The organism is Ottowia pentelensis (assembly GCF_964341695.1).
On sequence record NZ_OZ224513.1, the window covers coordinates 3,210,637 to 3,236,699 of the forward strand.

The following is a 26,063-nucleotide window of genomic DNA, read 5'->3' on the forward strand; positions in this document are numbered from 1 at the left end:
AGGAGTTAATCATGAATACCCCGCTCTCCCGCCGCCACCTGCTGGGCGCCGCCGCCACGCTGGCGCTCGGACCGCGCGCCTTTGCCCAGGCCGCGCCCGGCGCGCGCGGCGACGGCCGCCTGGTCGTCGTCTTTCTGCGCGGCGCGGTCGACGGCCTGTCGCTGTTCGTGCCCTGGTCCGACCCCGACTACACCCGCCTGCGCTCCAGCATCGCCCTGCCCGCGCCCGACGGCAGCGAGCAGGCCGCCATCAAGCTGGACGCGCGCTTTGCCCTGCACCCCGCGCTGGCCGAGCTGCTGCCGCTGTGGCAGCAAGGCCGCCTGGCCGTGATCCCCGCCGCCGGCTCGCCCGACCCGACGCGCTCGCACTTCGACGCCCAGTACTACTGGGAAACCGCGCGCCTGGGCCGCAGCGGCGATGCGCCCGGCTGGCTCAACCGCCTGGCCGGCCTGGGCGGCAATGCCGGCGCGGTGCACGCGCTGGGCGTGGGCGAGTCCAACCCGCGCATCCTCGAAGGCCGCGCCGAAGTCAAGCTGGTGGCCCACGGCAAGGCCGCGCAGCGCCCCGGCGCCCTGCAAAACACCCAGGCGCGCGAGGCGCTGCTGGCGCTGTACGACGGCCAGGACAGCCTCTCCAAGGCCTTTCGCCAGGGCGCCGACAGCCTCCTGCGCACCGCGCAGGACCTCACGCGCGAAATGCAGGCCGCCGACAACGGCGCCGCTGCGCCCGCCCTGCTGGTGCAGGACGCGCGCAACCTGGGCACCCTGATGCGGCAAGAGCGCCGCCTGCGCATCGGCTTTCTGTCGGCCGGCGGCTGGGACACCCATGCCAACCAGGGCGCCGTCAGCGGCCAGCTGGCCGGCAACCTGCGCAACCTGGGCGCGGCACTGGCGCAGCTGGCGCGCGACTTCGACCAGCCGGGCGACGTGATCGTGATGGCCAGCGAATTCGGCCGCACCGCAGCCGAGAACGGCACCCGCGGCACCGACCACGGCCACGGCAACGCCATGTGGCTGATCGGCCCGGGCGTGGCCGGCGGCCGCTGGTGGGGCGAGTGGAGCGGCCTGGCACAGGCCAACCTGCACGAGCAACGCGATGTGCCGGTGCACCACGACTTTCGCGCCGTGCTGGCGCAGCTGCTGCGGCCCGGCTTCGGCCTCAGCGACAAGCAACTGGCCGACGTGCTGCCCGACACGCGCTGGGATGCGCGGCTGGACGGCCTGCTGCAGCCGGCTTGACTAGGCCCCGCCCCGGCGCACCAGATCGATCACCTGCTCGACCCAGGGTTCGGCCCAGTGGCTGGCCAGCAGGCCCACCAGGCCGGCCGCGCCGACGGCCACCATCGACGCCGCCAGCGTGCGGATCAACGGCCGGCTGCGCGTGCGCAGCACGAAGCTGAGGCTGAACACCAGGCTGGTGAACGAGGCCAGCACCGCGCCCACGCCGGCCGTGAAGGGCTCGATGTTGCCCTGCTCGGCCAGGGTGGCGGCGGCGGCCACCGCGCTGGCGCTGGACAGCAGGCCGCCCACCACGCTGACGACGTAGAAGCCCGCGTCGCCGAAGTGCCGCTGCGTCAGCGCCCCCACCACGTGCAGCACCAGGAAGATGGCGCCGTACTTGAGCGCCTGCGACAGCGAGAACGGCAGCTCCAGGTTGATCTCGGGCGCGGCCTCGGCCGGCGCGCCGCGGCGCTGGCGCATGCTGCTAAGCACCAGCGACACGCTGACCAGCGCCATCAGCCCGAAGGCCGACAGCGCCCCCACCAGCGCCTGCGGCGCCAGAATCAGCAGCAGCGTGGCGTTGCGCGCCACCATGGCGGTGGTGGCCAGCAGGATGCCGCGGTAGGCCGTCGGCACGAAGGCGGCACCCACCTCGCGCACGCGCTCGGACAGCTCGATGACGGTGAAGTTGCTGTTGATCAGGCCGCCGAAGAAACCCGACAGCTCGGTGCCGCGCGTGCCGTACATCTTCCACAGCACGTAGTTGAAAAAGCCGATGCCAGCGATCAGGATCACCGTCACCCAGGCGTAGCGCGGCTCGATCAGGTTGCCCGGCCCCACCGTGCCGGTGGGCAGCGCCGGGTAGATCACGATCGCCAGGATGGCCAGCAGCAGCGCCGAGCGGACTTCGCTTTCGGACAGGCCCATCGAGAAGTCGGCCAGCCGCTCCTTCCAGGCCAGCAGCGCGGTGGCGATCACCATCACCGCCGCCGGCGGCAGCGTGTGGCCCTGCCCGCACAGGATGCCGGACATGCAGGTCACCAGCATCGCCGCCGAGGTGGTCAGCTCGGTGCCCTGATTGGCGCGCAGCGAGGACAGGTTCAGCAGCACCGCCAGCAGGCCGGTGAGCGCCAGCGCCGCCAGCCCGTAGGCCATGCCCAGCGCGCCGCCGATGGCGCCCAGCATGCCGATGAAGCCGAAGGTGCGCACCCCCGCCTCCTTGCCGCGGCGCTCGCGCTCCAGCCCGATCAGCAGGCCCAGCGCCAGCCCCAGCGCCAGCCGCATCAGGCTTTGCGCATAGGGCCAGTCGGCCTGCGGCAGGGTCAGGATCGGGTCGGGCATCGGCGGCGTGCGGGGCGGTATTTCGGATGGCGGGGTTTCAGTTCAGTATAGGCCGCGCCCGGCGCACCTTGGCGGGTCGCTACCATGCGCGCTGCCACCCACTCGTGAAAGTTTCCCCATGATCTGGTTCGACAAGCTGGCCCGCGTCCGGCGCTTCCTGCGCCAGGTGCTGCACCTGTCGGCGCCGTACTTCGGCTCCGAGGAAAAGTGGCGCGCGCGCGGCCTGCTGGCGGCCATCATCGCGCTGAACCTGGCCGCCGTGTACATGCTGGTGCTGCTCAACGAGTGGAACCGAACCTTCTACGACGCGCTGCAAAACAAGAACGCCGCCGTGTTCTGGACCCAGCTGGGGCGCTTCACCTACCTGGCAGTGATCTTCATCGTCATCGCGGTCTATCGCTTCTACCTCACCCAGCTGCTGCAGCTGCGCTGGCGCGCCTGGATGACGCGCGACCTGATGCGCCGCTGGCTGACCGACCACGCCTTCTACCGCATTGAGCTGGGCCGCTACGCCAGCGCCGCGCCCGCCGAGCCGGCCGACGTGACCCACCTGCCCGAGCCCGGCCAGCGCGTGCCCGACAACCCCGACCAGCGCCTGCAGGAGGACGTGAACCTGTTCACCGCCCAGACCGTGGGCCTGTCGATGGGCTTTCTGAACGCGGTGGTCACCCTGGTCAGCTTCGTCGGCATCCTGTGGGGGCTGTCGGGCAACTTCGCCTTCGAGCTGGGCGGGCACGCCTTCGACATCCCCGGCTACATGGTGTGGATGGCGGTGGCCTACTGCACCGTGGGCAGCGTGCTGACGCACTACATCGGCCGCCCGCTGATTGGCCTGAACTTCGAGCAGCAGCGGCGCGAGGCCAACTACCGCCACCACCTGGTGCGCGTGCGCGAATACAGCGAGTCGATCGCGCTGGACCAGGGCGAGGCGGTGGAAAACCGCAACCTGGACACGCGCTTCTCGGCCGTGCTGGCCAACTACCTGCGCCTCATCAACAAGCAAAAGCAGCTGGTGGGCTTCACCAACCTGTTCGGGCAGGCGGCGGTGGTGTTTCCCTTCATCGTCGCGGCGCCGCGCTTTTTTTCGGGCGCCATCCAGCTGGGCGAGCTGATGCAGATCGCCAGCGCCTTCGACCGCGTGCAGGGCGCGCTGTCCTGGTTCGTCGACAACTACGACGGCCTGGCCGCCTGGCGCGCCACCACCGAGCGTCTGACCAGCTTCGAGGCCGCGCTGTCGCGCCCCCAGGGCGCGCCCAGCGCGCTCGAAACCATGCCCGGCGCCGGCGCCAACACCCTGGCAGCCGACGCGCTGACGGTGTCCCTGCCCACCGGCGCCACGCTGGTGCAGGGCGCCACGCTGGCCATGCGCCCGGGCGAGCACACCGTGCTGCAAGGTCCCTCGGGCAGCGGCAAGAGCACGCTGTTTCGCGCGCTGGCGGGCATCTGGCCCTGGGCCGAGGGGCGCGTGGCGCTGCCGGCGCACAGCATGTTCATTCCGCAGCGGCCGTACTTTCCGGACGGCAGCCTGCGCGATGCGCTGGCCTACCCCGAGCCGGCCGCCAACTACAGCGACGAACAGCTGAGGCAGGCGCTGCAGGACGCCCTGCTGCCGCGCCTGGCCGAGCGCCTGGACGAGCGCGACAACTGGACGCAAAAGCTCAGCGGCGGCGAGCAGCAGCGCCTGGCCATCGCCCGCGTGCTGCTGAAAAAACCCGCCTGGGTGCTGGCCGACGAGGCCACCAGCGCGCTCGACCCCGAGGCCGAGCGCACGCTCTACGAGCGCCTGCGCGCGCTGACCGAGCAGGCCGGCGGCGCCCTGCTGTCGATCGCCCACCGCGCCAGCGTGGCGCAGTTTCACCGGCGGCGCTGGCAGCTGGTGGCGCAGGGCGACGCGGCGCCGGCGCGCTATCGCATCGAGAGCAGTCCGGTCAGTTGATTAAAAACGGTAGCGATACACCAACTGCCAGAAGTTCATGCCCGGGTTGGGCACCTTGATGCTGGCGTTGGACAGGTGCTGCAGGCGCAGCCCCAGCGTGTGGCGCCCCTGCTCGCCCCACTGCCAGCCCAGGCCCAGCTGGTCGGAGAACTGAAAGGCCGTGCTCAGCTCGTGCCCGGCCACGCGGGTGCGCGACAGCAGGCGCACGCCGATCGAACCTTCCAGAAAAAACACCGTGCCGGAGCCGGCCAGCGGCCGCTCGAAGCGCAGCACGGGCGAATAGCCCAGCTCCAGCACATTGGGTGCGTCAGGCACGCGCCACTGAGCCAGCTCGCCCTCGTGGCGCAGCATCAGGCGCCACTGCGTGCCCTGCCACAGCGGGTCGGGGCGCGTCCAGCCCAGCACCAGGCCGTACTTGTGCACGTGGTACTTGCCGTTGCCGGCCGTCAGGGCCAGATCCAGGCCCTGGGCCGCCTGCGCCGCCGGCGCCGTCAAGCCCAGCGCGGCCGCCAGCGCCAGCGCAGCGCCGACGGCCCAGCGCGGGCTGCGCGGGTGCGAGATGTTGAATCGGTGAAAAAGCATGCGCCGCAGTATCCGACTGTGGCGCCTTTGCCGCTGGCGGGCGGCCGATTGCCGTATGCCAGTCCGGGGGTTTGCTCAACCGCCGCCGCGCATGTCCGGCCCATCCGGGTCGGGGCCGATCTCGCTGCGCTGTACGCGCATGTCGGGGCCGAAGTACACGTTGAAGGCCTTGGTCTCGCTGGGCGGCTCCAGGAACTTCCAGGTCCAGACGGTCTGGTTCTTGAGCGGCAAAGGCAGTTGCTGCGCGGGCTTGCCCAGCATGCGGCGCACGTCCTCCACGCCCTGGCCGGGCTGCACGCGGGCGAAGTTCTCGGGCGTCAGCACCTGGCGCAGCGCGCTCATCTTGCCGTCGGCGCCGATGGTGATCATGTAGTTGCGCAGGCCGGCGGGCTGGCGGTTGTACTCGTAGGTCTTGGCGCCGCCGGCCTCGGGCCACACGCGCTCGGGCTGGCCGAAGCGCTGCACCACGTCGGCCTCGGTCGACACGCCCTCCTCCAGCTCCTTGATGGCCTGCGGGTCGCAGGCGCTTAAGGCCAGGGTGGCGCCCAGCAGCGCGGCCAGGCCCCAGCGGTGGGTGCGGCGGGTGAGGTTTTTCATCGTGATCGGGCCCCGGTAAAATCGACAAAACGCGTTTGTAACGCACGGCGCCCCTGCCGCGCGCACGCCGCCCCCCGATTCAACCGTAAAAATCCATGTCGCTCGCCAAGCTGTTCGCCCGCCCGCACTACACCTCCGAGGCCACCAACTTCATCCAGTCGCTCAAGCAGCAGCGCCCCGAGCTGGAGCAAAGCCAGCGCCAGGGCCGCGCGCTGCTGTGGGACAAGCGCATCGACCTGCAGCAGCAGGCCGACCTGCGCGCCGGGCGCGTGCCGCAGACCGCCTACGTCTACTACGCTTATGCGCCCAAGCCCGGTGCGCATCCCGACGCGCTCGACGCGGAATGAGCGCCTGAGAGCCTGAGCCCGTCCGGGCATGAGTACTCCCGACACCGCCGAGCTGCTGGCCGACGCCGGCAGCGCCACGCTGCTGCCCGACACGGTGGACCACGTGGCGGTGGCGCGTCTGTACGGCGAGCCGCTGTTCGCGCTGCCGCAGGATTTGTACATCCCGCCCGACGCGCTGGAAGTCTTTCTGGAGGCCTTCGAGGGCCCGCTGGATCTGCTGCTGTACCTGATCCGCAAGCAGAACTTCAACATCCTCGACATCCCGATGGCGGCGGTCACGCGCCAGTACCTCAGCTACGTCGACGAAATCCGCAGCCGCAACCTGGAGCTGGCGGCCGAATACCTGCTGATGGCGGCCATGCTGATCGAGATCAAGTCGCGCATGCTGCTGCCGCCGCGCAAGACGGCCGAGGGCCAGGAGCCCGAGGACCCGCGCGCCGAGCTGGTGCGCCGCCTGCTGGAGTACGAGCGCATCAAGCTGGCCGCCGCGCGCTTGGCCGAGGTGCCGCAGTTCGGCCGCGACTTTCTGAAGGCGCAGGTGTACGTCGAGCAGGCGCTCACGCCGCGCTTTCCCGACGTCGCGCTGGCCGACCTGCAGGGCGCCTGGGCCGACATCCTGAAGCGCGCCCGGCTGGTGCAGCACCACAAGATCTCGCGCGAGGAGCTGAGCGTGCGCGAGCACATGTCGATCGTGCTGAAAAAGCTGCAGGGCCGGCGCTTCGCCCCGTTCGAGGATTTGTTCGACCCCGCGCGCGGCGTGCCGGTGCTGGTGGTCACGCTGATCGCGCTGCTGGAGCTGGCCAAGGAAACCCTGGTCGAGGTCACGCAGGCCGAGGCCTACGCGCCCATCTATGTGCGGCTGGCCTTCACGCCGGCCGCCTGATGCTCATCATTTAATAGCTGCTGGCGCTTGATGCACGCCGGCTAGCGGCCAGTTTGGCTATAAAAGCTCGCCCTTGGGGTCGCGTCCCATCAGCGCCGCCACCGCTTCCACCGGCTTGAGCTGGCCGTCCAGCAGCGCCACCACGCACTCGGTGATGGGCATGTCCACGCCCAGGTGGTGCGCGCGCTGCAGCACGGTGTGGGCGCTGTACACACCCTCGGCCACGTGGCCCAGCGACTGCACGGCCTGCTGCGTGGTCTTGCCGGCGGCCAGCAGCAGGCCGACGCGGCGGTTGCGGCTCAGGTCGCCCGTGGCCGTCAGCACCAGGTCGCCCAGGCCCGACAGGCCCATGAAGGTCTCGGCCTGCGCGCCCAGCGCCACACCCAGGCGGGCGATCTCGGCCAGGCCGCGCGTGATCAGCGCGGCGCGCGCATTCAGCCCCAGGTTCAGGCCGTCGGCCAGGCCGGTGGCAATGGCCAGCACGTTCTTCACCGCGCCGCCCACTTCCACGCCCACCCAGTCGTCGCTGGCGTACACGCGCAGCGTGGGGCCGTGAAAGGCCTCGACCATGGCGCGCCGCACCGCGGGCGAGCGGCTGGCGGCCACCAGCGCCGTCGGCTGGCCGCGCGCCACCTCCTGGGCGAAGCTGGGGCCCGACAGCACGCCGGCCGGCAGCTCGGGCGCCACCTGGCGCGCGATCTCGTGCGGCAGCAGGCCGAAGGGGCGCGGCGCGGTGGGGTCCTGCGCCGGCTCGAAGCCCTTGCACAGCCAGGCCAGCGGCACGCGCACGCCCTGCAGCAGCGCCAGGGTGGGGCGCAGGCCGGCCACCGGGGTGGCGACGATGATCAGGTCGGCCTGCGCCGCGGCGTCCAGCAGCGTGGCGACGTCGCCGCCGCGCAGGGCCAGCTCGCGCGGCAACGGGATGCCGGGCAGGTAGCGCGCGTTCTCGCGCGTGCGCTCCAGCGCCTCGGCCTGCGCGCCGTCGCGCGCCCACAGCACCACCTGGTGGGTGGCGGGGTTGCGCGCCGCGTTGACGGCCAGGGCGGTGCCCCAAGCGCCGGCGCCGATGACTATGATTTTCATAGCTGCTCGCGCTTGGTCGGTGGGCGACAGAGGCCGATTTGACTTGAAATTACTGCGTGGTGACGGGCGCCGCCGCCTGCGCGGCCTGCTGCTGCTCGTACATGGCCTGGAAGTTGATCTCGGCCAGGTGCACGGGCGGAAAGCCGCCGCGCTGGATCAAGTCGGCCACGTTGCTGCGCAGGTAGGGGTAGACGATCTGCGGGCAGGCCACGCCGATGACGCCGGCCATCTGGTCCTCGGGCACGTTGCGGATCTCGAAGATGCCGGCCTGCTTGCACTCGGCCAGAAACACCGTCTTCTCGCCGATCTTGGAGGTCACGGTGGCGGTGACGGCGACCTCGAAGATGCCCTCGGCCACGTTCTCGGCGTTCACGCCCAGGTTGATCTCCAGCGCGGGCTGTTCGGCGTCGAGCAGGATGGCGGGCGAATTGGGCTGCTCCAGCGACGCCTCTTTCAGATAGACGCGCTGGATGTTGAACACGGGATCCTGATCGGCCATGGAAAGTCTCGGTTAAAGGGGAAAAAGAAAAGGGGGAAAGGCGGCGGCAGCCCGGGATGCGGCCCGCCGCGTGTCGCCGGATTATCTCAGGCGCCCAGCAGCGGCTGCAGGCCGCCGGCGGCGTCCAGCGCCATCAACTCGTCGCAGCCGCCCACGTGGGTGGCACCGATGAAAATCTGCGGCACCGTGCGCCGGCCGCTGCGCTCCATCATGGCCAGGCGCTGCTCGGGCTGCAGGTCGACGCGGATTTCTTCGTACTCGGTCACGCCGCGCGCGGCCAGCAGCTGCTTGGCGCGAATGCAATAGGGGCAGGTGCCGGTGGTGTAGAGGGTGATGTGGGGCAGGGCGGTGCTCATTTCAGTTTTCCATGGCGCCGCGCACCACCAACAGGGCAAAAACCCCGAGGGCCGAACGGCCGCGGAGCAGGCCAAGCCAGCAATCGCCGTGGCCGGGGTCTCCCCGGTCACCGGCGATGCCCCCTGGAGGGGGGAAGCGCAACATCGCGCAGCGAGTGGAGCAACGGGGGTGGTTCATTTTTCGATCGGCAGGTTGGCGTCGCGCCAGCTCTTCATGCCGCCGGCCAACACCTCGGCCTTTTCGTAGCCCAGCTTGCGCGCGATGGCCACCGCGCGGCGCGCCCGCACGCCCGAGGCGCACACCATCACCAGCGGCGTGGCCTTGTTCTTGACCGCGCCGGGCAGCTTGGCTTCCAGCTCGCTCATCGGGATGCTGCGCGCGCCGCCCACGTGGCCGGCGGCGAATTCCTCGGGCTGGCAGACGTCGATCACCACCGCCTTCTCGCGGTTGATGCGCTGCACCGCCGCCGCCGGCGACAGGCCGGCGCCGCCGCCGCCCTGCAGCAGCGGCCAGGCGAGCATGCCGCCCGAAACCAGGGCCAGCAGGATCAGGGCCCAGTTGGCAATCACGAAATCCACGTTGAAAATCCTTTGAACAGGGAGCGCCTTTTGGGGCGGCGGTGCACCGGCCGGCGGCGCGGGGACAATCCGGCATTTTAAAATGGCGCATGGCCATCGTCCGCCGACCCGGCGATGGCCTTTTCCTTGCGCCGCCTTCTGCCCCCTTCCGCCCCATGCACAAGATTGTCCTGATCCGCCACGGCGAATCCACCTGGAACCTGGAAAACCGCTTCACCGGCTGGACCGACGTCGACCTGACGCCCACCGGCGTGGAGCAGGCGCGCCAGGCCGGCCGCCTGCTGAAGGCCGAGGGCTATGCGTTCGACCTGGCCTGCACTAGCGTGCTCAAGCGCGCCATCCGCACCCTGCACCTGACGCTGGACGAGATGGACCGCCTGTGGCTGCCCTCGCAAAAGCACTGGCGCCTGAACGAGCGCCACTACGGCGCGCTGCAGGGCCTGAACAAGGCCGAGACGGCCAAGAAATACGGCGAGGCGCAGGTGCTGACCTGGCGGCGCAGCTACGACACGCCGCCGCCCGCGCTGACGCCGGACGATCCGCGCTGCGAGCGCAGCGACCCGCGCTACGCCCACCTGCAGCCCAGCGACGTGCCGCTGACCGAGTGCCTGAAGGACACCGTGGCGCGCGTGCTGCCGTACTGGAACGCGGTGCTGGCGCCCGAGATTCGCGCCGGCCGCCGCCTGGTGGTGGTGGCGCACGGCAACTCGATCCGCGCGCTGGTCAAGTACCTGGACGGCATCTCCGACGCCGACATCGTGGGGCTGAACATCCCCAACGGCATCCCGCTGGTGTACGAGCTGGACGACGCGCTGCGCCCCTTGCGCCACTATTACCTGGGCGACGCGCAGGCGGCCGAGCAGGCGGCGGCGGCGGTGGCGCGGCAAGGCCGCGGCTGAGCGCCGCGCGGCGGAACTTACTCCCCGGCGGGCCACACCAAATCAAGCCGCCACCCGAACCCTGTATATTGAGCGCTTGCGCCAAGAAAGCCCCGTCATCATGAGTCAGAAATCCAAGATCGCCGGCTGGATCGCCGTCGGTGCGCTGGCCGGCGCGTTGACCACCGTTTCGCTGCAAACGGTGGCGCGCGGCACGCTGGCGCCGCTGCCGCTGGAGCAGCTGCAGCAGCTCGCCGCCGTGTTCAGCCTGATCAAGACCGACTACGTCGAGCCGGTGGACGAGAAAAAGCTCATCACCGATGCCATCTCGGGCATGGTGTCGGGGCTGGACCCGCACTCGCAGTATTTCGACAAGAAGTCGTTCAAGGAATTCCGCGAAGGCACCACCGGCCGCTTCGTCGGCGTGGGCATCGAGATCACGCAGGAAGACGGCCTGGTCAAGGTGGTGTCGCCCATCGAGGGCTCGCCCGCCGACAAGGCCGGCCTGAAGTCGGGCGACCTGATCACCAAGGTGGACGACACCGCCGTCAAGGGCATGTCGCTGAACGACGCCGTCAAGCGCATTCGCGGCGAGCCGGGCACGCAGGTGCGCTTCACCGTCTGGCGCCGCGACGAGGACCGCACCTTCCCGGTCACCATCACGCGCGAAGAGATCCGTACCCAGTCGGTCAAGGGCAAGGTGATGGAGCCGGGCTATGCCTGGATCCGGGTGTCGCAGTTCCAGGACCGCACGGTGGAGGACTTCGTCGCCAAGCTGGACGAGATCTACAAGAAGGACCCCAACCTGAAGGGCCTGGTGCTCGACCTGCGCAACGACCCGGGCGGCCTGCTGGACGCCGCCGTCGCCGTGTCGGCCGCCTTCCTGCCCGAGGGCGCCACCGTGGTCACCACCAACGGCCAGATCGAGGAAAGCAAGGCCATCTACAAGGCCCTGCCCGAGGACTACATGCGCCGGCGCGGCGCCGACCCGCTGGCCAGTCTGCCCGCGGCGCTCAAGAAGGTGCCGCTGGTGGTGCTGGTCAACGGCGGCTCGGCCTCGGCCAGCGAGATCGTGGCCGGCGCGCTGCAGGACAACAAGCGCGCCGTCATCATGGGCAGCCAGACCTTCGGCAAGGGCTCGGTGCAGACCGTGCGCCCGCTGGGCCCCGACACCGCGCTCAAGCTGACCACCGCGCGCTACTACACGCCCAGCGGCCGCACCATCCAGGCCAAGGGCATCGTGCCCGACATCATGGTCGACGACACCGCCGAGGGCAGCCCCTTTGCCGTGCTGCGCATGCGCGAGGCCGACCTGGAGCACCACCTGTCGGGCAGCGGCCCCGAGGTCACGGACCCGGCCCTGGCCAAGGAGCGCGAGGACGCCCTCAAGAAGCTCGAGGCCGATGCCCGCAAGCCCGCCGCCGAGCGCCGCCCGCCCGAGTACGGCAGCGACAAGGACTTCCCGCTGGAGCAGGCGCTGGCCAAGCTCAAGGGCCAGCCGGTCAAGGTCAGCACCACGCTGGTCGAGCGCAAGGAAGAGTCGAAGACGGAATAAGCCGCGGGGCCGCCGCCGCCCATGGACGACTCGCAACTGCTGCGCTATTCGCGCCATGTGCTGCTCGATGACATCGGCATCGAAGGCCAGCAAAAGCTCCTGGCCGCGCATGCGCTGATCCTGGGTGCGGGCGGGCTGGGCTCGCCGGTGGCGCTGTATCTGGCCAGCGCCGGCGTCGGGCGGCTGACCCTCATCGACGACGACACGGTCGACCTGACCAACCTGCAGCGCCAGATCATTCACACCGAGGCCAGCATCGGCCGGCCCAAGGTCGACTCGGCGCGCCAGGCCATTGCCGCGCGCAACCCCGGCGTGCAGCTGCACACCGTGGCGCGCCGCGCCGATGCCGCGCTGCTCGATGAACGGGTGCAGTCCGCCGACGTGGTGCTGGACTGCGGCGACAACTACGCCACGCGCCACGCGCTCAACGCCGCCTGCGTGCGCCACCGCAAGCCGCTGGTGTCGGGCGCGGCGATCCGCTTCGACGGCCAGGTGTCGGTGTTCGATGCGCGCCGCGCCGACTCGCCCTGCTACGCCTGCGTGTTTCCGCCCAACCAGCAGGTGGAGGACGTGGCCTGCGCCACCCTGGGTGTGCTGGCGCCGCTGGTGGGGCTGGTCGGCAGCATCCAGGCCACCGAGGCGATCAAGCTGCTGTGCGGCATCGGCGAGCCGCTGGTCGGGCGCCTGCTGATGATCGACACCCGCCAGGGCGAGTTCACCACCCTGCGCGTGTCGCGCCAGGCCGACTGCCCGGTGTGCGGCGCCGACGCGCGGCCGGCGCACAATGGCCCATGAACCGGCGCGCCCAGCCCGAGCGCGCTTCTGACTGGAGTGGTCCCATGAACCCCGAATCCCCCGAAGAATTCACCAACCCCGACGCCCCGCGCACCCGCGTGGGCGAGGCGCTGGACAAGGCGCAGGCCCGCCTGCATCGCCTGCGCGAGGACGTGCTGCCCAGACTGGAATCGCTGTCGGCGCAGATGGACGAGCTGGGCACGCGCGGCAAGGCCGCCGCCCGTTCGGCCAACCGGCAGGCGCGGCAGAAGCTGTCGAGCGCCGCCGACCAGACCAGCGCCTACGTGGCCGAAAAGCCCCTGCAGTCCATGGCCATCGCCGCCGCCGCGGGCGCGGCGCTGGCCCTGCTGCTGGGCCGGCGCCGGCGCTGAGGCAAGCCTGCGCGCGCCCGATGCCGGCGCACCCACCGCCACCGCGGCTGCACCGAAAATCTCATTTTGATAGCATTCAGCGCAGTCCCTGTGTGCGCTGGAGGCTGATTTGCCTTGAAGTTCGCGCCGACGGTCCGTGCCAGGCCATGGCGCCCCCCGGCTGGGACATGCCGCGTCAGCGCCGACGGCGCCACCCCTTCATCGCGCCCTGAATCGGCGCACACTCGGCCCCTGGCGCGCGCCGCGCACGATCAGGAACCACCACACCATGCCGCACACCCCCACCTTCCCGGCCTTCGGCCTGCAACGTCGTCAGCTGCTGGGTGGCCTGGTGGCGGTCGGTGCCGCGCAGCTGGCGCCCTGGGCGCTGGCCGCGACGCCAGCACCCACGCCTGCGGCCAGCCCGGGCTTCATGGCCCTGTCGCGTTATTTGACCGAGCGTGAGGATCTGAACCCCGGCCAGGCCGCCCGCCTGCAGGCCGCCTGGCAGGCGCTGGACGACAAGTTCGGCGCCCAGGTCGATGCCCTGTGGCAGTGGGTGCAAGCCAATCAGGTGGCCCTGGCGGATCTGAACACCCGCATCAAGGCCGACAAGCCCGAGCTGGCCCATGTGCCCGGGCAGATCATGCAGGCCTGGTGGCTGGGCATTGCCGGCAGCGGCCACGACACGCGCGTGGTGGCCTACGAATTCGCGCTCAATGCCCAGCTGGTGGCCGGCAAGCTGCGCCCGCCCTCCTACCTCTACGGCCTGCATGGCAGCTGGACCAGCAATCCGACCCAGTTCGACATCAAGCTCGTCAACGTGCTGCGCTGACTGCGGCTCACAACAAGAATCAAGGGCACATCACATGGCCGACTCCAAACTCTCCGCCGACTACGTCATCGTCGGCTCCGGCATCGTCGGCGCCATGCTGGGCGCCAAGCTGGCCCGCTCCGGCGCCTCGGTCTTGATGCTGGAGGCCGGCGGCGCCTCGGACCGCGGCGTTTTCGTGGCGCGCTTTCGCAACGCCTCGCGCCGGGGCGACTGGATGACGCCGTATCCGTCGATTCCCACCGCGCCGCACCCCATCTACCGGCCCGACGACAACGGCTATCTGGTGCAGGCCGGCCCCTATCCCTACCCGGCCGAATACGTGCGCCAAGTGGGCGGCACCAGCTGGCACTGGGCGGCGCACGCCTGGCGCAACCTGCCCAACGACTTCAGGATCCGGTCGCTGTACGGCGTGGGCGTGGACTGGCCCTTCGACTACGACGACCTGGAGCCCTACTACCAGGAGGCCGAGGAGATCATGGGCGTGGGCGGCTCGACCGAGACCGGCTCGCCGCGCAGCAAGCCCTTTCCCATGGGGACGGTGGCCGAGCCCTACGCCATGGCGCGCGTGCGCGAGCGCCTGGCCGGCACTTATTCCATTTCTAATTCAATAGCGCATCAATAATCCACGGCCAGGCGACGATGGATCGGATCCGTTCGCAGTTGCTCTCGAAGTCTCGCAGGGCGAGCTCAAGGTGATCTTCGAGCGCCTCCAGGCTGTCGAAGACGCGGTTGTGGAATCGCTTCTCGCGCAGCTCGTCCCACACGTGCTCCACCGGGTTGAGCTCCGGCGCATAGGGGGGCAGGCTCAGTAGGCGCATGTTGGCGGGCGGGTGCAGCTCACCACTGGCATGCCAGCCGGCACCGTCAAGCACCATGACGATGCGCTCGTGCGGGTGACGCTCGCTCACCTCGTCGAGAAACAACTGCATGCACTCGGTGTTGACGTGAGGCAAGATGAGCGAGTCCAACTGGCCGCTTGCCACATCGACGGCGGCGTACGCGTAGGTGTACTCGTGGGTCAACATGGCTTGGCACAGCGGCCGCACCGGCTTGGGCGCCCAGCAGCGGCGCACGTCGTTGATGCGTCCAAAGCGCGCCTCGTCCTGGAACATCAGCTTGATGGGGCCTTGCTGCGGCCAGTGCGAGCAGATTTCGGCAAGGCGCTCGGGGAGTTTTTTTTCCACTCCTCTTGAGCCAAAGGATCGCTTTGCGGATGGCGTTTGTCGGGGGCCAGCTTGCGCCAGCCGTGGCGGTGCAGCAGGTTGTAGACCGAGGACAGCGCCATGGGACGGCCCAGGGCAGCTTCGATTTCACACTTGACTTGACCGACCACCAGGATGCCGCCCGTGCGAGCGCGATCAAGAAAGGGCGCCAGCACCTGGCGCTCCTGCTCAGTCGTCATGTTCTGGTGGCGCCTGCCGCCGCGCGCGGGGCGCTGGCCGTCACCTGCAACCTCGCCGGCCAGGAAGCGATTGCGCAAGCGGCAGGTCCACGCCGGGGAGCGGCCGATGACCTGCGCGGTTTGCTCCAGGCTCAAGCCATAGTCCAGCGGCAACACCACCGCCTGTGCTTGGCGAAGCTGCTCAGCGGTCTGTGCGCCGGCCAGCATTTGACGGGCCGACTCCAGACTGTCGGCACCTCGGGCTGTTCTTGCCATGTCGTTCTCCTTGCGGGATCGGTGACATGGATATTATTGATCTATTGATATGGAAATGGAATTACAAGGTGCTGGCCAATACCGTGGCCCGCAACAGCCGCTCCTTCGACGGCCGGCCGCCCTGCGGCGGCGCCAACAACTGCCAGCCGATCTGCCCCATCGACGCCCAATACCACGGCGGCATTGCCGTGCAGCAGGCGCTCAAGGCCGGGGTCAAGCTGCAGATCCACGCCAACGTGTTCCAGCTGGAACACGACGCGCAGGGCCGCATCGTCGCCGCCAACTACTACGACGTGGACAAGAACGTGCACCGCGTCACCGGCAAGACCTTCATCGTGGCGGCCAACGGCATCGAATCGCCGCGCCTGCTGCTGCTGTCCAAGAGCGACAAGTTCAAGCGCGGCCTGGCCAACGAATACGACCAGGTCGGGCGCCACCTGATGGACCACCCCAGCACCTCGCTGAGCTTCGATGCCGACGAGGACGTGTGGCTGGGCCGTGGCCCGCAAAGCCCCAGCTCCATCAACCACATGCGCGATGGCGCCTTCCGCGCCGAGCACGCGCCCTACCGCCTGGACTTCACCAACATCTCGCGCGTGGACGGCGCCACCAACGCGCTGCTCAAGGCCGGCGTCTACGGCCAGGAATTTGCCGACAAGCTGCGCCACGCGGCGGCCCGCGAAATGAACGTCAAGACGGTGCTGGAGGTGCTGCCCCACCCCGACAACCGCATCGACCTGGCCGACGAGAAGGACAGCATGGGCATCCCCAAGCCGCGTGCCCACTACCACATCGACGACTACACCTTCAGGGGCCACAAGCGCGGCCAGCAGGACTTCGCCAGGATCGCCGAGTTGATGGGCGGCAGCAACCTGCGCTACAGCAAGGACACGGACTTCGCCAACAACCAGCACATCTGCGGCACCCTGAGCATGGGCGCCGACCGCAAGCTGTCGGTGTGCGATCAATACGGCCGCGCCTGGGACCACGAGAACCTGTTCCTGGCCTCCACCGGCGTGCTGCCGACCTCGGCGACCTGCAACTCCACGCTCAACGCCATTGCCGTGGCGCTGCGCACCGGCGCCCACATCATCGCCGGCAACGGCGGGCCGGCCATGCTGCCGCGCAGCCACACGCTGGACAAGGCCTGAGCGGGAGGACGGCACGATGAAACACGCACTCACGACCTCCCTCTTGGCCGTCGCCCTGCTCGCCGCCATGCCCGCCCGCGCGGCCGACAACGCGGCGGACGGCACCCTGGTCGAGCGTGGCCGCTACCTGGCCACCGCCGGCGACTGCGTGGCCTGCCACACCGCCCCCGGCGGCCAGGCCATGGCGGGCGGCCTGGCGCTGGCCAGCCCGGTGGGCGCGATCTACTCGACCAACATCACGCCGTCCAAGACCCACGGCATCGGCAACTACACGCTGCAGCAGTTCAGCGACGCGGTGCGCCACGGCAAGCGCGCGGACGGCGCCAACCTGTTCCCCGCCATGCCCTATACCTCGTACGCCAAGACATCGGACGAGGACGTCGCGGCCCTGTACGCCTTCTTCATGCAGGGCGTGGCGCCCGTGGACGCGGCCGCGCCCGCCACCGCGCTGCCCTTCCCCTTCAACCTCGCCCGCCCCTTTCTGGGCGTGTGGAACGCCCTGTTTCTCGACGCCGCGCCCTACCAGGCCGACGCCGCGCAAAGCGCCGAGTGGAACCGCGGCGCCTACCTGGCCCAGGGCCTGGCCCACTGCTCGACCTGCCACACGCCGCGCAACCTGTTCATGGCCGAAGACCTCAAGCGTTCGCTGGGCGGCAGCGAGCTGGGCGGCTGGTATGCGCCCAACATCACGCCCGACGCCAACAGCGGCATCGGCAACTGGAGCGCGCCCGACCTGGTTCGCTACATGAGCGGCCAGCCCGTGCCCGGCAAGGGCTCGGCCGCCGGCCCCATGGTCGAGGCCATCGACCACAGCCTGAGGCACCTGACGCCCGCCGACCTGCAGGCCATCGCGGTCTACATCAAGTCCGTGCCCGCCGTGGCCAATGCCGGGGCCAGGCAGCCGGCCGACAGCTATGGCAGCCAGACCGACGCGCTCGCCACCATCCGCGGCGTGGCCCTGCCCAAGGAGCACGACGCCATGACCGGCCCGCAGCTGTACGACGCCTACTGCGCCGCCTGCCACCAGGCCCAGGCCCAGGGCAGCGACGACGGCAGCCTGCCCTCGCTGTTCCACAACGCATCGCTGGGCCACGCCGATTCCAACAACCTGGTGCAGGTCATGCTGCACGGCGTGCCGCGTTACGGCGTGGACTCGGTCATGCCGGGTTTTGCGCATGAGCTGAGCGACGCGCAGATCACCACCCTGGGCAACTACCTGCTCGCCAGCTATGGCGACCCGCAGGCCAAGGTGAGCGAGCCTCAGGTGGCGCGGCTGCGCGCCCCGCCCAACGCCGACGCCACCCTGGTGACCCTGGCCCGCGTGGGCCTGGCGCTGGGCGTCATCGTGGTGCTGGCCTTGCTGGCCTGGCTGCTGCGCCGGCGCAAGGCTTGAATTCGCGGCGCTGCGGGGAGCATGCGCCGAACGCGACCGCCAGGCCAACGAAGGAAGCGACATGTCTTTGATCCGCTATGAAGTCAGGGAACGGGTGGCCGAAATCGGGCTCGACAACCCGCCGGTCAATGCCCTCACCGAGGCCCTGCTGGACGACCTTCTGGCCGCGCTGGAACGCGCGGCGCGCGACCCCGAGGTGCGCGCCGTCATCGTCGGCAGCCGGGTGCCGGGCCGCTTTTGCGTCGGGCTCGATCTGGCGGCCGTGCATCAGGGCACCCACCCGACCGTGCGCGCCCTGCTCGATCGCCTGTACGTGCGCATGACCGAGCTGCAGTTCCAGATGGGCAAGCCCACCATCGCGGCCGTGGGCGGCACGGCGCGCGGCGGCGGCATGACGATCGCCATCTCCTGCGACCTGATCGTCGCCGCGTCGGACGCGACCTTCGGCTACCCCGAGATCGACGCCGGCGTGCTGCCCTCCATCCACTTCACGCATCTGCCGCGCATCGTCGGCAAGCACCGCGCCTTCGAGCTGCTGTTCACCGGGCGCGCCTTCGACGCACACGAGGCGCAGTCCCTGGGCCTGGTGTCACGCATCACCGAGCCCGGCCAGGCCCTGGCCGGCGCACGCGCGCTGGCGCAAACCCTGTGCGGCAAGTCGCCCGAGGTGGTGCGCCTTGGCCGCCAGGCCTTCATGCTGGCCAACGACAACGGCTACCGCCAGGCCGTGGCGGCCGCGGCCGACAGCTTTTGCAGCGTGGCCATGAGCGACTCGGCCCGCGAGGGCATCGCCGCCTTCGTCGAGAAGCGCAAGCCGCGCTGGTGAGCGTCGGTCAGACGTTGAACAGGAAGTTCATCACGTCGCCATCCTTGACGACATATTCCTTGCCCTCGGCGCGCATCTTGCCCGCGTCCTTGGCGCCCTGCTCGCCCTTGAACTGGATGAAATCATCGAAGGCGATGGTCTGGGCGCGGATGAAGCCGCGCTCGAAATCGCCGTGGATCACGCCGGCCGCTTGGGGCGCGGTGTCGCCGATGTGGATGGTCCAGGCGCGCACTTCCTTCACGCCGGCGGTGAAGTAGGTCTGCAGGCCCAGCAGCTTGAAGGCCGCGCGGATCAGGCGGTTCAGGCCCGGCTCGCTCTGGCCCATTTCCTCCAGGAACAACGCCTTGTCCTCGTCGCTCATTTCGGCCATGTCGGCCTCCATCTTGGCGCAGATGGCCACCACCGGCGCGTTCTGGCTGGCGGCGTACTCTTGCAGGCGCGCCAGGAAAGGGTTGTTCTCGAAGCCGTCCTCGGCCACGTTGCCAACGAACATGGCCGGCTTGGCGGTGATCAGGCACAGCGGCTTGATCAGCGCCTGCTCTTCCTTCGATAGCGCCAGGGTGCGCACCGGCTTGGCCTCGTTCAGGGCCGCCTGCACGGGGCCCAGCACTTTCAGCATGGCCGCGGCTTCCTTGTCGTTGCCGCTCTTGGCAGCCTTGCCGTAGCGCTGCTGGGCCTTTTCGACCGTGCCCAGGTCGGCCAGGCACAGCTCGGTCTGGATCACCTCGATGTCGGCGATCGGGTCGACCTTGCCGGCCACATGGATGACGTTGGCATCCTCGAAGCAGCGCACCACGTTGACGATGGCGTCGGTCTCGCGAATGTGCGCCAGAAACTGGTTGCCCAGGCCCTCGCCCTTGCTGGCGCCGGCCACCAGGCCCGCGATGTCGACGAACTCGACAATGGCCGGCACGATGCGTTCGGGCTTGACGATCTCGGCCAGTTGCGCCAGCCGCGGGTCGGGCACCTCGACCACGCCGGTGTTGGGCTCGATGGTGCAGAAGGGATAGTTTTCGGCGGCAATGCCGGCCTTGGTGAGGGCGTTGAAGAGGGTGGACTTGCCCACGTTGGGCAGGCCCACGATGCCGCATTGCAGGCTCATGGCGCAGGTCTCGACAGGATTCAGGGGAAGCGTCGATTGTACCGGCGCGGCGGGCGCCAACCAATCTGCGGTTTTCAAGTCAAATCGGCCCGCATCGCCCGTCAATCAAGCGCAAGCAGCTATCAAAATTGAATCAACCCCGGCCGATGGTGCAGGCGATGGCCCGCATCACCGGGCTCCCACGGCCTGGCGCCTCACTCAACCGCCACCACCGTGTCGTACAGCCCATAGTGGGTCAAGCCCGCGTGGCTCTCGATGCCGGTGTAACTCAGCGACGCATCCTCGTAGCGACGGAACGCAAACACCGCCTCGTTCATCTTCTCGGTGTTGAACACCTTCAGCCGCACCAGCAGGTGAAAGTCCTGCACCGTCAGGCCCGTGACGGCCAAGAACAATTCGGGCTCCAGCTTGGTGATCACGTCCTGCAACGTGTTCTCGCGAAAGTCCGTCAGGTACATGAAGGCCGGAATGCGCGTGGCGAACTTGATCAGCTTCTCCTGCACCAGCTTGCGCTTGGACTTGTATTCGCGCTCCGCGTCGCTCAGTTCCTTCTTCTGTTTGGCCGTCAACTCCTTGTCCTTGGCCTGTTTCTTCAGCGCCTTGACCTTCTCGCTCTGGTTGATGATGGTTTCAATCACGTCGTTGCCGAGCGCCCGCCAGCCCTCGATGCGCTCCACCGCCGCCATCGCCTCCGGGCTGTCCATGATGCGCTGCAGGGTGCCGTTGTCCACGTTCACCAGCAGGGCCGACTCCCACTTGCGCGCCAGCAGCGTAGCCGAGGTGCCTGCCATCGCGATGTCCAGAATGCCGCCCGCGTCGATCTGCGTCATGTGGGCGCCGTCGTAGGCCAGCACCGGCAGAAAGGCCACCAGCTCCTTCACCGCATTCTCGGGGTTCGCCTCGCCGGGCGAGAGGCCGATGCCGTAGTCCGACAACTGCCGCAGCGCCCGCGTCGGCGCAAAGTCGAACACGAAGCACACCGGCTTCAAGATTTCCTCGCGGCTCGGGTCGTCACCCTCGGGGTTCTTGATGGACCACGGCGACTGCACCCGAAACGCCGCCTGAAAGTAGGTCTCGGGCGATTGCAGGTTGCGCAGCATCAGGATCGACGACCACGGCGGCACCGTCACGCCGGTCGTCAGCTTGCCGCACGACAGCGTGATCGTCTTGGTATCAAACCCGCTGCCGATCGCTTTGCGAACAGGTGGCAAGGCTTCAAGCCCAATGCCCGCCGACGCACCGGCCGCCACCACCACCGTGTAGTCGCGCCAAAAGGTGTTGTGCCGCTCGGCCAGCAGGTTCGCCATCGCGTGGCAGGCCGCCACGTTGGGCAAGAACCAGAACGCATGCTGCAGGTAGGGCAGCAGCCGCACGTCCGAATACGGGAACGGCGGGCGCGTGCCGGTCTTGAGGCTTTCCGCCGCCTGCGGCGCATACGAGCCGCGGATGATGTCCAGCCACTTCTGCACATCGCGCTGGTGCGTGAACCGTGCGTCCCTGCCCTCTCCCTTGGCCGAGAAAAATTCGTTCAAATCGAACTCGTCGAACTCGCCGCCGCTGGCAATTGCCAGCAGTTCGTCCGGCATCTGGTAGGTCAGCAGGCGCATCTGCGGCAGCGCGCCGTAGGGGTTGCGTTGCCCGGGGTGCTGCGCGGCAAACGCGGCCTTGGCGCGCTGCTCGTCGGTGTAGGTCCAGTTGAAGATCTGCTCTTCGATGAACTCGCCCGTCGCCAGCGCCTTGAACGGCGTGCCCGAGAGGTACAGGTACGCCCGCGTGGTGATCGGCAAAAAGTCGGTTTCGCGGGCCGAGAGCACGGTGAGGTCTTCGTTCATCTCATCGAGCCCGGTGGCGTATTCGATCCTGGCCTCCCGGGCGGCAATGCCGCGCTCCTCGCCCTCGAACAGTTCCTTGGCGGTGTCGCGCCAGGCGCCGAAGTGGTATTCGTCAAAGACGACGAGGTCCCAGTTCACCACGTGCAGCCACTCGTTGCGCGGCTTGATGTTGCCCGCCGCGTCGCGCCCCAGCAGGTCCTGGAACGAGCCGAAATACACCACCGGCTTGCCCGCGGCGATCTGGGTCGGGTCGCTGCCCGAGGACCGCGACAGGTACTGCCAGCCGTCAAAGTCGGTGTGCGTCTCCAGGTCGGTGCGCCAGGCATCCTCCACCGCCGGTTTGAAGGTCAGCACCAGCACCCGCTTGGCCTTGAGCTGCTTGGCCAGCTGGTAGGCGGTGAAGGTCTTGCCGAAGCGCATCTTGGCGTTCCACAGAAAGCGCGGCGTCGCATGCCTGTCTTCCTGCCAGACCGAGTGAAAGTAAGCGTGCGTCTTGGCCACCGCTTGCGCCTGCTCGGCGCGCAGCGCAAAGCTTTCGTGGTGCGTGCCGGTGAAGCTGGCTCCCGTGCGCAGTTCGGCCAGCGCGGTGCGCACATCGGCCAGCGCGCAGCGCATCCATTCGAGCGTGGTGTTCTCGAAGCCCTTGCGCGTGAGCAGAGCACGCACGTCGAAATCGCTGAAGATGCTGCCGTCGTCGCGCTCGGCGGGCTCGTCCAGTTCGATCGCGTAGTTGCGGATCGCTGCGGTCTTGAGCTGTTCGGCCACCCGCTGCTTCACGTTGCGCGTCGTCTGGCCAACCTTGAGCAGGCCCGCGTGCGCGGCGTCGGCGATCGTGTAGGCGTAGATGCGGGGGCGCGCCTGCGGCTTGGGCGCGAGGATTTCGTCGATGCTGGGTTTATTCATCGTCGCCATCGTCCGAGACCGAACTGTCGAACAACTCGTCGTCGTGCTCGGCAACCTGCGACTCGATAAAGGCGACTTCCTCCTTCGTCAACCCATAACGCTTGTAGAGCTTGGCGTCGGTCCACTCCTGATCCAGGGGCAGATCGGGGACAAAGGCATAGACGCCACGCGCGGCATCTTGGGTTGACTTGCGCAGCGACACGAGGAACCGAACAAACCGAGTGCGCAGGTAGCTCGCGTAGTGCTTAGCCTCGGCTTCGGAATGGAAGTGCCCGGCTACCAAATAGGTTTCAGTACATGCGGTTCCAGGCCCCGCAATGATCGGTTTGCCGAGAAATTTCGTTTCAACCGCAGCGCTCGTGCCTTGCACACGAGTCATCAATACTTTCCATTCATCGATCCATTCTGCATTGACCGCAATGTCGTCGCGCCCGATCCAACCAATGCGCTGATTCTCGAAAAGCTGGATCGGTTGGTGCAATCTCGCGTTCGATGCTTTGCCCTTGAAGTTGGTCGCAAGGCCAAACGGCTTACGACTTGACACCCGCTTTTCAAGTGTGGTACCCCCCCCCCCCCCGCAATTACCTTCTCCAGTATCGGCACCGCCTCGTTGCGCCGCACGAGGATGTCGTAGGCGTCGAGCGCGCGCGCGACGGCCGGCCCAGTCGGCTGGCCGTCCCAGATGGTCTGGAATTCGCATGGGCCGTCGTGCTCCCGATCCCACAAAAAGTACGAGATGCCGCCGCGAATCTTCACGCCGGGGAAGCCTTCGTAGAGCTTTGGGTAATCCACGATGCGCCGCATGCGCTTGTCGCCAAGCATGCGCTCGCGGTACTTGTCGAGCCCCTTGCCACCGGCCATCCAGCGCGAGGGCGTCACGAACACCGCATAGCGCGGATCGAGATCGAGCGCCTTTTCCACGAACAACTGGTAGATGGGCGCCGCACTGGTGCCGTAACCACCGTCGTCCAACTGGTACGGCGGGTTGCCAATGATCACGTCGAACTGCATGTCGCCTCCAAACAGCTCGCCCATGCGAGCCTTGATGTCGTCGGTGTGGATAAAGGCGTAGGCGTGGCTTTCCAGCGCCTCGCCGCGATCGAGTGTCTTCTGGCTGGCGCCGCAGTTGGCGCATTTGCCGTCCACCCAGCGGTGCTCCGTGCGCTCGAACCAGATATGGCCCGCGCCGCTGCCGAACGACTGGGCGATGGAGTGCGGCCCGTTCGCGTGCTTGGAGCAATACACGCTGCGCCGCGCCAGCAAGCTGGTCAGGTGCGTGATGCCGATGCCGAACACCTGCCGGGTCAGGATGTGATCGACGCGCGCCTGCAGATCAGGCATGCGGCCCGCCAGCCCCTGGGTCAGTCGCGTGGTGATTTCGCGCAGGAACACGCCGGACTTGGTGCAGGGGTCGAGAAAGCGCACCGTCGGGTCGGCCCAAATGTCCGCGCCCTCGTGGCCGGCGGCCCAGGCCTGGGCCAGCGTGTCGAGCATGCGGCTGGCAAATTCGGGCGGGGTGAAGACCTCGTCGTTCGACAAGTTCGCAATGCAGGTCAGCACATCGGGGTTGCGCCCGCGCAGGGCGAAGCCGGCCTGGGCGTTCATTCCTCGTCTCCTTCTTCGTCCGCGCCGCTGCCCGCCAGTTCGCGCTCGATCTGCTCGATGCTGGGCAGGCTGGTTTGCAGCTCGGCGGGCAGGGATTCGAGCAGCTTGAATTCGGCCACGCCCATGGGCTGCGATTTGTCGCCCAAGGCGTATTCGGCCACGATCTTGTTCTTGCTCTTGCACAGCAGCAGGCCGATGGTGGGGTTGTCGTGCTCGCTCTTGAGCTGGCGATCGACGGCGGTGAGGTAAAAGCCCAGTTGCCCCAGGTGCTCGGGCTTGAACTTGCCGGCCTTCAACTCCACCACCACGTAGCAGCGCAGCTTGAGTTGGTAGAACAGCAGGTCGATGAAGAATTCGTCGCCGCCCACGTCCAGCAGGACTTGGCGGCCGACAAAGGCAAAGCCGGCGCCGAGCTCCAGCAGGAATTCGGTGACGTGGCGGGTCAGCGCGCCTTCGATGGCGCGCTCTTGCGCCTCGTCGGTCAGGCCGAGAAAGTCGAAGCGATAGGGGTCTTTCAGCGATTCGCGGGCCAGGTCGGATTGCGGCTTGGGCAGCGTGGCGGGGAAGTTGGTGACGGCCTGGCCGCTGCGCTCCAGCAGGCGGGTTTCGATCTGCATGACCAGCACGTTGCGCGACCAATTGTGTTCGATGGCCTTGGCGGCATACCAACGGCGGGTTTCGGGGCCGGGCAGCTTGTCCAGCAGCGCCAGTTGGTGATACCAGGGCAATTGTGCAAGCACCCCTTGCACAAATGGCTCGTCGGGCCATGCCTCGGCAAAGGCGCGCATGTACTTGAGGTTGCGCGGCGAGAAGCCCTGCATCTGTGGGAAGGCGGCCCGCAAGTCCTGCGACAGCCGCTCGATCACCTTGGCGCCCCAGCCCTGCTCGGCTTGCCGCGTGAGAATGTCGCGGCCGATTTGCCAATACAGCAGCACCAGTTCGCGGTTGACCGCCAGCGCCGCGCGTTGTTGGGCGGTGTGGATGCGGGTTTTCAGCTCGGCCAGCCAGTCGGCGTAGCCTTCGGGCGGCGCGCTGAGTTTGGGCGGCTTGCCGCTCATGGGCTTTCCTCTTGCATCCGCGCCAGTTCCGCAACGGTCACCGGCGGCCAGGTTCGGGCCGGGGTGAAGATCTCATGTTTGCCGAGGTGGGCGAACAGCGAGTCTTCGGCGCTGAAGGCCGATGAATGCGTGAGCACGTCGAAACGAAAGTCGCGCCGCTGAAACTTTCCCTTGCCTAGGTAGCCCCACTCGGCAAAGGTGATCGGCTGCTTGTCGCTGTCCTGCATGGTCAAGGCGTCGCCGTGAACCAGGTTCCGAGCCAGCACGAAGTTGGCCGCCCGATGGAGGTCGTCGTCCTCGTCCAGGCCCAGGTATTGCGCGAAGATTTCGAGCAGGTTGTCCCGGCACTCGGCGATGTTGTCGGGGAGCAGTTCGACCCCGTAGATGCACATCAAACCGTGCAGCGCGAAGTGGCGCTTCTCGAAATCGGATTTGCCGTACTTGAGTTCGACGGCGGCGAGCTTGCGCCGCAGAATTTGAACCAAAAAGTTGCCGCTGCCGCAGGCCGGCTCCAGGAACCGACTGTCGATGCGCTCGGTTTCGCCCTTCACCAGGTCGAGCATGGCCTCAACCATCCATGCCGGTGTGAACACCTCTCCGTGGTCGGCGACGCGCTGTTTGGATTTGACAAGGCTCATGGGTGCTTGCTGCGAGATGGCACGAAACCGGGTTGCATGCCTTTGGACGATTCTACCGACGG

At 68.2% G+C, this 26,063-nt stretch carries 28 protein-coding genes; 13 read left to right on the forward strand and 15 right to left on the reverse strand.

Going from position 1 to position 26,063, the window contains the following annotated elements; genetic code table 11:
• Positions 1-11 precede the first annotated feature (11 nt).
• The gene (locus ACWHMB_RS15490) at positions 12-1,238 is read left to right on the forward strand and encodes a DUF1501 domain-containing protein (RefSeq protein ID WP_377484114.1); all 1,227 of its coding nucleotides are present in this window, start codon (positions 12-14) and stop codon (positions 1,236-1,238) included.
• Here ACWHMB_RS15490 and ACWHMB_RS15495 read toward each other — a convergent pair whose 3' ends face one another.
• The gene (locus tag ACWHMB_RS15495; RefSeq protein WP_377484116.1) at positions 1,239-2,561 is read right to left on the reverse strand and encodes an MgtC/SapB family protein; all 1,323 of its coding nucleotides are present in this window, start codon (positions 2,559-2,561) and stop codon (positions 1,239-1,241) included.
• A gap of 118 nt (positions 2,562-2,679) precedes the next feature.
• Here ACWHMB_RS15495 and ACWHMB_RS15500 point away from each other — a divergent pair, with 118 nt between their 5' ends.
• Complete coding sequence (locus ACWHMB_RS15500) at positions 2,680-4,497, forward strand: ABC transporter ATP-binding protein/permease (RefSeq protein WP_377484118.1); 1,818 nt, start codon at positions 2,680-2,682, stop codon at positions 4,495-4,497.
• Here ACWHMB_RS15500 and ACWHMB_RS15505 read toward each other — a convergent pair whose 3' ends face one another.
• A complete protein-coding gene (locus tag ACWHMB_RS15505; RefSeq protein WP_377484120.1) occupies positions 4,498-5,079 on the reverse strand; it encodes an acyloxyacyl hydrolase in 582 nt (193 codons plus the stop codon).
• A 75-nt stretch (positions 5,080-5,154) separates the two neighbouring features.
• Complete coding sequence (locus ACWHMB_RS15510; RefSeq protein ID WP_377484122.1) at positions 5,155-5,676, reverse strand: outer membrane protein assembly factor BamE; 522 nt, start codon at positions 5,674-5,676, stop codon at positions 5,155-5,157.
• Positions 5,677-5,771: 95 nt separating this feature from the next.
• On the opposite strand from ACWHMB_RS15510, the gene ACWHMB_RS15515 reads away from it, so the two are divergent.
• Together ACWHMB_RS15515 and ACWHMB_RS15520 are read left to right on the forward strand one after the other, a co-directional pair.
• Entirely contained in the window at positions 5,772-6,023 is a 252-nt protein-coding gene (locus tag ACWHMB_RS15515) for a DUF3460 family protein (RefSeq protein ID WP_293226275.1), read from the forward strand.
• Between the two features lie 28 nt (positions 6,024-6,051).
• Positions 6,052-6,906 carry a segregation and condensation protein A gene (locus ACWHMB_RS15520; RefSeq protein WP_377484124.1) on the forward strand — a complete coding sequence of 285 codons (855 nt, stop codon included), beginning with the start codon at positions 6,052-6,054 and terminating at the stop codon, positions 6,904-6,906.
• A gap of 57 nt (positions 6,907-6,963) precedes the next feature.
• On the opposite strand, the gene ACWHMB_RS15525 is transcribed toward ACWHMB_RS15520, so the two are convergent.
• From ACWHMB_RS15525 to ACWHMB_RS15540, 4 genes are all read right to left on the reverse strand, one after another.
• Complete coding sequence (locus ACWHMB_RS15525; RefSeq protein ID WP_377484126.1) at positions 6,964-7,989, reverse strand: NAD(P)H-dependent glycerol-3-phosphate dehydrogenase; 1,026 nt, start codon at positions 7,987-7,989, stop codon at positions 6,964-6,966.
• 49 nt (positions 7,990-8,038) lie between these two features.
• On the reverse strand, positions 8,039-8,488 hold the full coding sequence (gene secB, locus ACWHMB_RS15530) for a protein-export chaperone SecB (protein ID WP_377484128.1): 450 nt from the start codon (positions 8,486-8,488) through the stop codon (positions 8,039-8,041).
• An 86-nt stretch (positions 8,489-8,574) separates the two neighbouring features.
• A complete protein-coding gene (gene grxC, locus ACWHMB_RS15535) occupies positions 8,575-8,844 on the reverse strand; it encodes a glutaredoxin 3 (protein WP_377484130.1) in 270 nt (89 codons plus the stop codon).
• A 174-nt stretch (positions 8,845-9,018) separates the two neighbouring features.
• Complete coding sequence (locus tag ACWHMB_RS15540; RefSeq protein WP_293226287.1) at positions 9,019-9,423, reverse strand: rhodanese-like domain-containing protein; 405 nt, start codon at positions 9,421-9,423, stop codon at positions 9,019-9,021.
• 155 nt (positions 9,424-9,578) lie between these two features.
• Here ACWHMB_RS15540 and gpmA point away from each other — a divergent pair, with 155 nt between their 5' ends.
• From gpmA to ACWHMB_RS15570, 6 genes are all read left to right on the forward strand, one after another.
• Positions 9,579-10,322, forward strand: a complete 744-nt coding sequence (gene gpmA, locus ACWHMB_RS15545) for a 2,3-diphosphoglycerate-dependent phosphoglycerate mutase (protein WP_377484133.1) — start codon at positions 9,579-9,581, stop codon at positions 10,320-10,322.
• 100 nt (positions 10,323-10,422) lie between these two features.
• A complete protein-coding gene (locus tag ACWHMB_RS15550) occupies positions 10,423-11,856 on the forward strand; it encodes a S41 family peptidase (RefSeq protein WP_377484135.1) in 1,434 nt (477 codons plus the stop codon).
• 21 nt (positions 11,857-11,877) lie between these two features.
• The gene (locus ACWHMB_RS15555; RefSeq protein ID WP_377484137.1) at positions 11,878-12,651 is read left to right on the forward strand and encodes a HesA/MoeB/ThiF family protein; all 774 of its coding nucleotides are present in this window, start codon (positions 11,878-11,880) and stop codon (positions 12,649-12,651) included.
• 44 nt (positions 12,652-12,695) lie between these two features.
• Positions 12,696-13,022, forward strand: coding sequence for a glycine zipper domain-containing protein (locus tag ACWHMB_RS15560; RefSeq protein ID WP_377484139.1), 327 nt, complete (start codon positions 12,696-12,698; stop codon positions 13,020-13,022).
• A gap of 268 nt (positions 13,023-13,290) precedes the next feature.
• Positions 13,291-13,836 (forward strand): sugar dehydrogenase complex small subunit, encoded by a 546-nt coding sequence (locus tag ACWHMB_RS15565; RefSeq protein ID WP_377484141.1) that lies wholly within the window; start codon positions 13,291-13,293, stop codon positions 13,834-13,836.
• A gap of 34 nt (positions 13,837-13,870) precedes the next feature.
• On the forward strand, positions 13,871-14,458 hold the full coding sequence (locus ACWHMB_RS15570; protein ID WP_377484143.1) for a hypothetical protein: 588 nt from the start codon (positions 13,871-13,873) through the stop codon (positions 14,456-14,458).
• Here ACWHMB_RS15570 and ACWHMB_RS15575 read toward each other — a convergent pair.
• Both ACWHMB_RS15575 and ACWHMB_RS15580 read right to left on the reverse strand, forming a co-directional pair.
• Positions 14,436-15,020, reverse strand: a complete 585-nt coding sequence (locus ACWHMB_RS15575; RefSeq protein ID WP_377516475.1) for an IS630 family transposase — start codon at positions 15,018-15,020, stop codon at positions 14,436-14,438. The two genes, ACWHMB_RS15570 and ACWHMB_RS15575, sit on opposite strands and share 23 nt — an antisense overlap.
• Positions 14,948-15,493: a helix-turn-helix domain-containing protein gene (locus ACWHMB_RS15580; RefSeq protein ID WP_377516474.1), complete on the reverse strand. Its 546-nt coding sequence runs from the start codon at positions 15,491-15,493 to the stop codon at positions 14,948-14,950. Before ACWHMB_RS15580 ends, ACWHMB_RS15575 begins: the two co-directional genes overlap by 73 nt.
• A gap of 26 nt (positions 15,494-15,519) precedes the next feature.
• Here ACWHMB_RS15580 and ACWHMB_RS15585 point away from each other — a divergent pair, with 26 nt between their 5' ends.
• The 3 genes from ACWHMB_RS15585 (at position 15,520) to ACWHMB_RS15595 (ending at position 18,863) form a co-directional block, all read left to right on the forward strand.
• On the forward strand, positions 15,520-16,644 hold the full coding sequence (locus ACWHMB_RS15585; RefSeq protein WP_377479248.1) for a GMC oxidoreductase: 1,125 nt from the start codon (positions 15,520-15,522) through the stop codon (positions 16,642-16,644).
• 16 nt (positions 16,645-16,660) lie between these two features.
• Complete coding sequence (locus ACWHMB_RS15590; protein WP_377479251.1) at positions 16,661-18,037, forward strand: c-type cytochrome; 1,377 nt, start codon at positions 16,661-16,663, stop codon at positions 18,035-18,037.
• Positions 18,038-18,098: 61 nt separating this feature from the next.
• On the forward strand, positions 18,099-18,863 hold the full coding sequence (locus ACWHMB_RS15595; RefSeq protein WP_377479254.1) for an enoyl-CoA hydratase/isomerase family protein: 765 nt from the start codon (positions 18,099-18,101) through the stop codon (positions 18,861-18,863).
• A gap of 7 nt (positions 18,864-18,870) precedes the next feature.
• On the opposite strand, the gene ychF is transcribed toward ACWHMB_RS15595, so the two are convergent.
• The 6 genes from ychF to ACWHMB_RS15625 form a co-directional block, all read right to left on the reverse strand.
• Entirely contained in the window at positions 18,871-19,965 is a 1,095-nt protein-coding gene (gene ychF / locus ACWHMB_RS15600; protein ID WP_377479257.1) for a redox-regulated ATPase YchF, read from the reverse strand.
• Between the two features lie 194 nt (positions 19,966-20,159).
• The gene (locus ACWHMB_RS15605) at positions 20,160-22,700 is read right to left on the reverse strand and encodes a DEAD/DEAH box helicase family protein (RefSeq protein WP_377479260.1); all 2,541 of its coding nucleotides are present in this window, start codon (positions 22,698-22,700) and stop codon (positions 20,160-20,162) included.
• Positions 22,693-23,079 carry a hypothetical protein gene (locus ACWHMB_RS15610; protein WP_377516460.1) on the reverse strand — a complete coding sequence of 129 codons (387 nt, stop codon included), beginning with the start codon at positions 23,077-23,079 and terminating at the stop codon, positions 22,693-22,695. Before ACWHMB_RS15610 ends, ACWHMB_RS15605 begins: the two co-directional genes overlap by 8 nt.
• Positions 23,079-24,305: an Eco57I restriction-modification methylase domain-containing protein gene (locus tag ACWHMB_RS15615; RefSeq protein WP_447648581.1), complete on the reverse strand. Its 1,227-nt coding sequence runs from the start codon at positions 24,303-24,305 to the stop codon at positions 23,079-23,081. The genes ACWHMB_RS15610 and ACWHMB_RS15615 overlap by 1 nt, the downstream gene beginning before the upstream one ends.
• The gene (locus tag ACWHMB_RS15620; protein WP_377479265.1) at positions 24,302-25,363 is read right to left on the reverse strand and encodes a PDDEXK nuclease domain-containing protein; all 1,062 of its coding nucleotides are present in this window, start codon (positions 25,361-25,363) and stop codon (positions 24,302-24,304) included. The genes ACWHMB_RS15615 and ACWHMB_RS15620 overlap by 4 nt, the downstream gene beginning before the upstream one ends.
• Positions 25,360-26,001, reverse strand: coding sequence for an N-6 DNA methylase (locus ACWHMB_RS15625; protein WP_377479268.1), 642 nt, complete (start codon positions 25,999-26,001; stop codon positions 25,360-25,362). Before ACWHMB_RS15625 ends, ACWHMB_RS15620 begins: the two co-directional genes overlap by 4 nt.
• Positions 26,002-26,063 lie beyond the last annotated feature (62 nt).

Bases quoted from the DNA above. Each gene is read 5' to 3' on its own strand.
- ACWHMB_RS15490 (WP_377484114.1), top strand. From the start codon at position 12: ATGAATACCCCGCTCTCCCGCCGCCACCTGCTGGGCGCCGCCGCCACG.
- ACWHMB_RS15495 (WP_377484116.1), bottom strand. From the start codon at position 2,561: ATGCCCGACCCGATCCTGACCCTGCCGCAGGCCGACTGGCCCTATGCG.
- ACWHMB_RS15500 (WP_377484118.1), top strand. From the start codon at position 2,680: ATGATCTGGTTCGACAAGCTGGCCCGCGTCCGGCGCTTCCTGCGCCAG.
- ACWHMB_RS15505 (WP_377484120.1), bottom strand. From the start codon at position 5,079: ATGCTTTTTCACCGATTCAACATCTCGCACCCGCGCAGCCCGCGCTGG.
- ACWHMB_RS15510 (WP_377484122.1), bottom strand. From the start codon at position 5,676: ATGAAAAACCTCACCCGCCGCACCCACCGCTGGGGCCTGGCCGCGCTG.
- ACWHMB_RS15515 (WP_293226275.1), top strand. From the start codon at position 5,772: ATGTCGCTCGCCAAGCTGTTCGCCCGCCCGCACTACACCTCCGAGGCC.
- ACWHMB_RS15520 (WP_377484124.1), top strand. From the start codon at position 6,052: ATGAGTACTCCCGACACCGCCGAGCTGCTGGCCGACGCCGGCAGCGCC.
- ACWHMB_RS15525 (WP_377484126.1), bottom strand. From the start codon at position 7,989: ATGAAAATCATAGTCATCGGCGCCGGCGCTTGGGGCACCGCCCTGGCC.
- secB (WP_377484128.1), bottom strand. From the start codon at position 8,488: ATGGCCGATCAGGATCCCGTGTTCAACATCCAGCGCGTCTATCTGAAA.
- grxC (WP_377484130.1), bottom strand. From the start codon at position 8,844: ATGAGCACCGCCCTGCCCCACATCACCCTCTACACCACCGGCACCTGC.
- gpmA (WP_377484133.1), top strand. From the start codon at position 9,579: ATGCACAAGATTGTCCTGATCCGCCACGGCGAATCCACCTGGAACCTG.
- ACWHMB_RS15550 (WP_377484135.1), top strand. From the start codon at position 10,423: ATGAGTCAGAAATCCAAGATCGCCGGCTGGATCGCCGTCGGTGCGCTG.
- ACWHMB_RS15555 (WP_377484137.1), top strand. From the start codon at position 11,878: ATGGACGACTCGCAACTGCTGCGCTATTCGCGCCATGTGCTGCTCGAT.
- ACWHMB_RS15560 (WP_377484139.1), top strand. From the start codon at position 12,696: ATGAACCCCGAATCCCCCGAAGAATTCACCAACCCCGACGCCCCGCGC.
- ACWHMB_RS15565 (WP_377484141.1), top strand. From the start codon at position 13,291: ATGCCGCACACCCCCACCTTCCCGGCCTTCGGCCTGCAACGTCGTCAG.
- ACWHMB_RS15570 (WP_377484143.1), top strand. From the start codon at position 13,871: ATGGCCGACTCCAAACTCTCCGCCGACTACGTCATCGTCGGCTCCGGC.
- ACWHMB_RS15580 (WP_377516474.1), bottom strand. From the start codon at position 15,493: ATGGCAAGAACAGCCCGAGGTGCCGACAGTCTGGAGTCGGCCCGTCAA.
- ACWHMB_RS15585 (WP_377479248.1), top strand. From the start codon at position 15,520: ATGGATATTATTGATCTATTGATATGGAAATGGAATTACAAGGTGCTG.
- ACWHMB_RS15590 (WP_377479251.1), top strand. From the start codon at position 16,661: ATGAAACACGCACTCACGACCTCCCTCTTGGCCGTCGCCCTGCTCGCC.
- ACWHMB_RS15595 (WP_377479254.1), top strand. From the start codon at position 18,099: ATGTCTTTGATCCGCTATGAAGTCAGGGAACGGGTGGCCGAAATCGGG.
- ychF (WP_377479257.1), bottom strand. From the start codon at position 19,965: ATGAGCCTGCAATGCGGCATCGTGGGCCTGCCCAACGTGGGCAAGTCC.
- ACWHMB_RS15605 (WP_377479260.1), bottom strand. From the start codon at position 22,700: ATGAATAAACCCAGCATCGACGAAATCCTCGCGCCCAAGCCGCAGGCG.
- ACWHMB_RS15610 (WP_377516460.1), bottom strand. From the start codon at position 23,079: ATGACTCGTGTGCAAGGCACGAGCGCTGCGGTTGAAACGAAATTTCTC.
- ACWHMB_RS15615 (WP_447648581.1), bottom strand. From the start codon at position 24,305: ATGAACGCCCAGGCCGGCTTCGCCCTGCGCGGGCGCAACCCCGATGTG.
- ACWHMB_RS15620 (WP_377479265.1), bottom strand. From the start codon at position 25,363: ATGAGCGGCAAGCCGCCCAAACTCAGCGCGCCGCCCGAAGGCTACGCC.
- ACWHMB_RS15625 (WP_377479268.1), bottom strand. From the start codon at position 26,001: ATGAGCCTTGTCAAATCCAAACAGCGCGTCGCCGACCACGGAGAGGTG.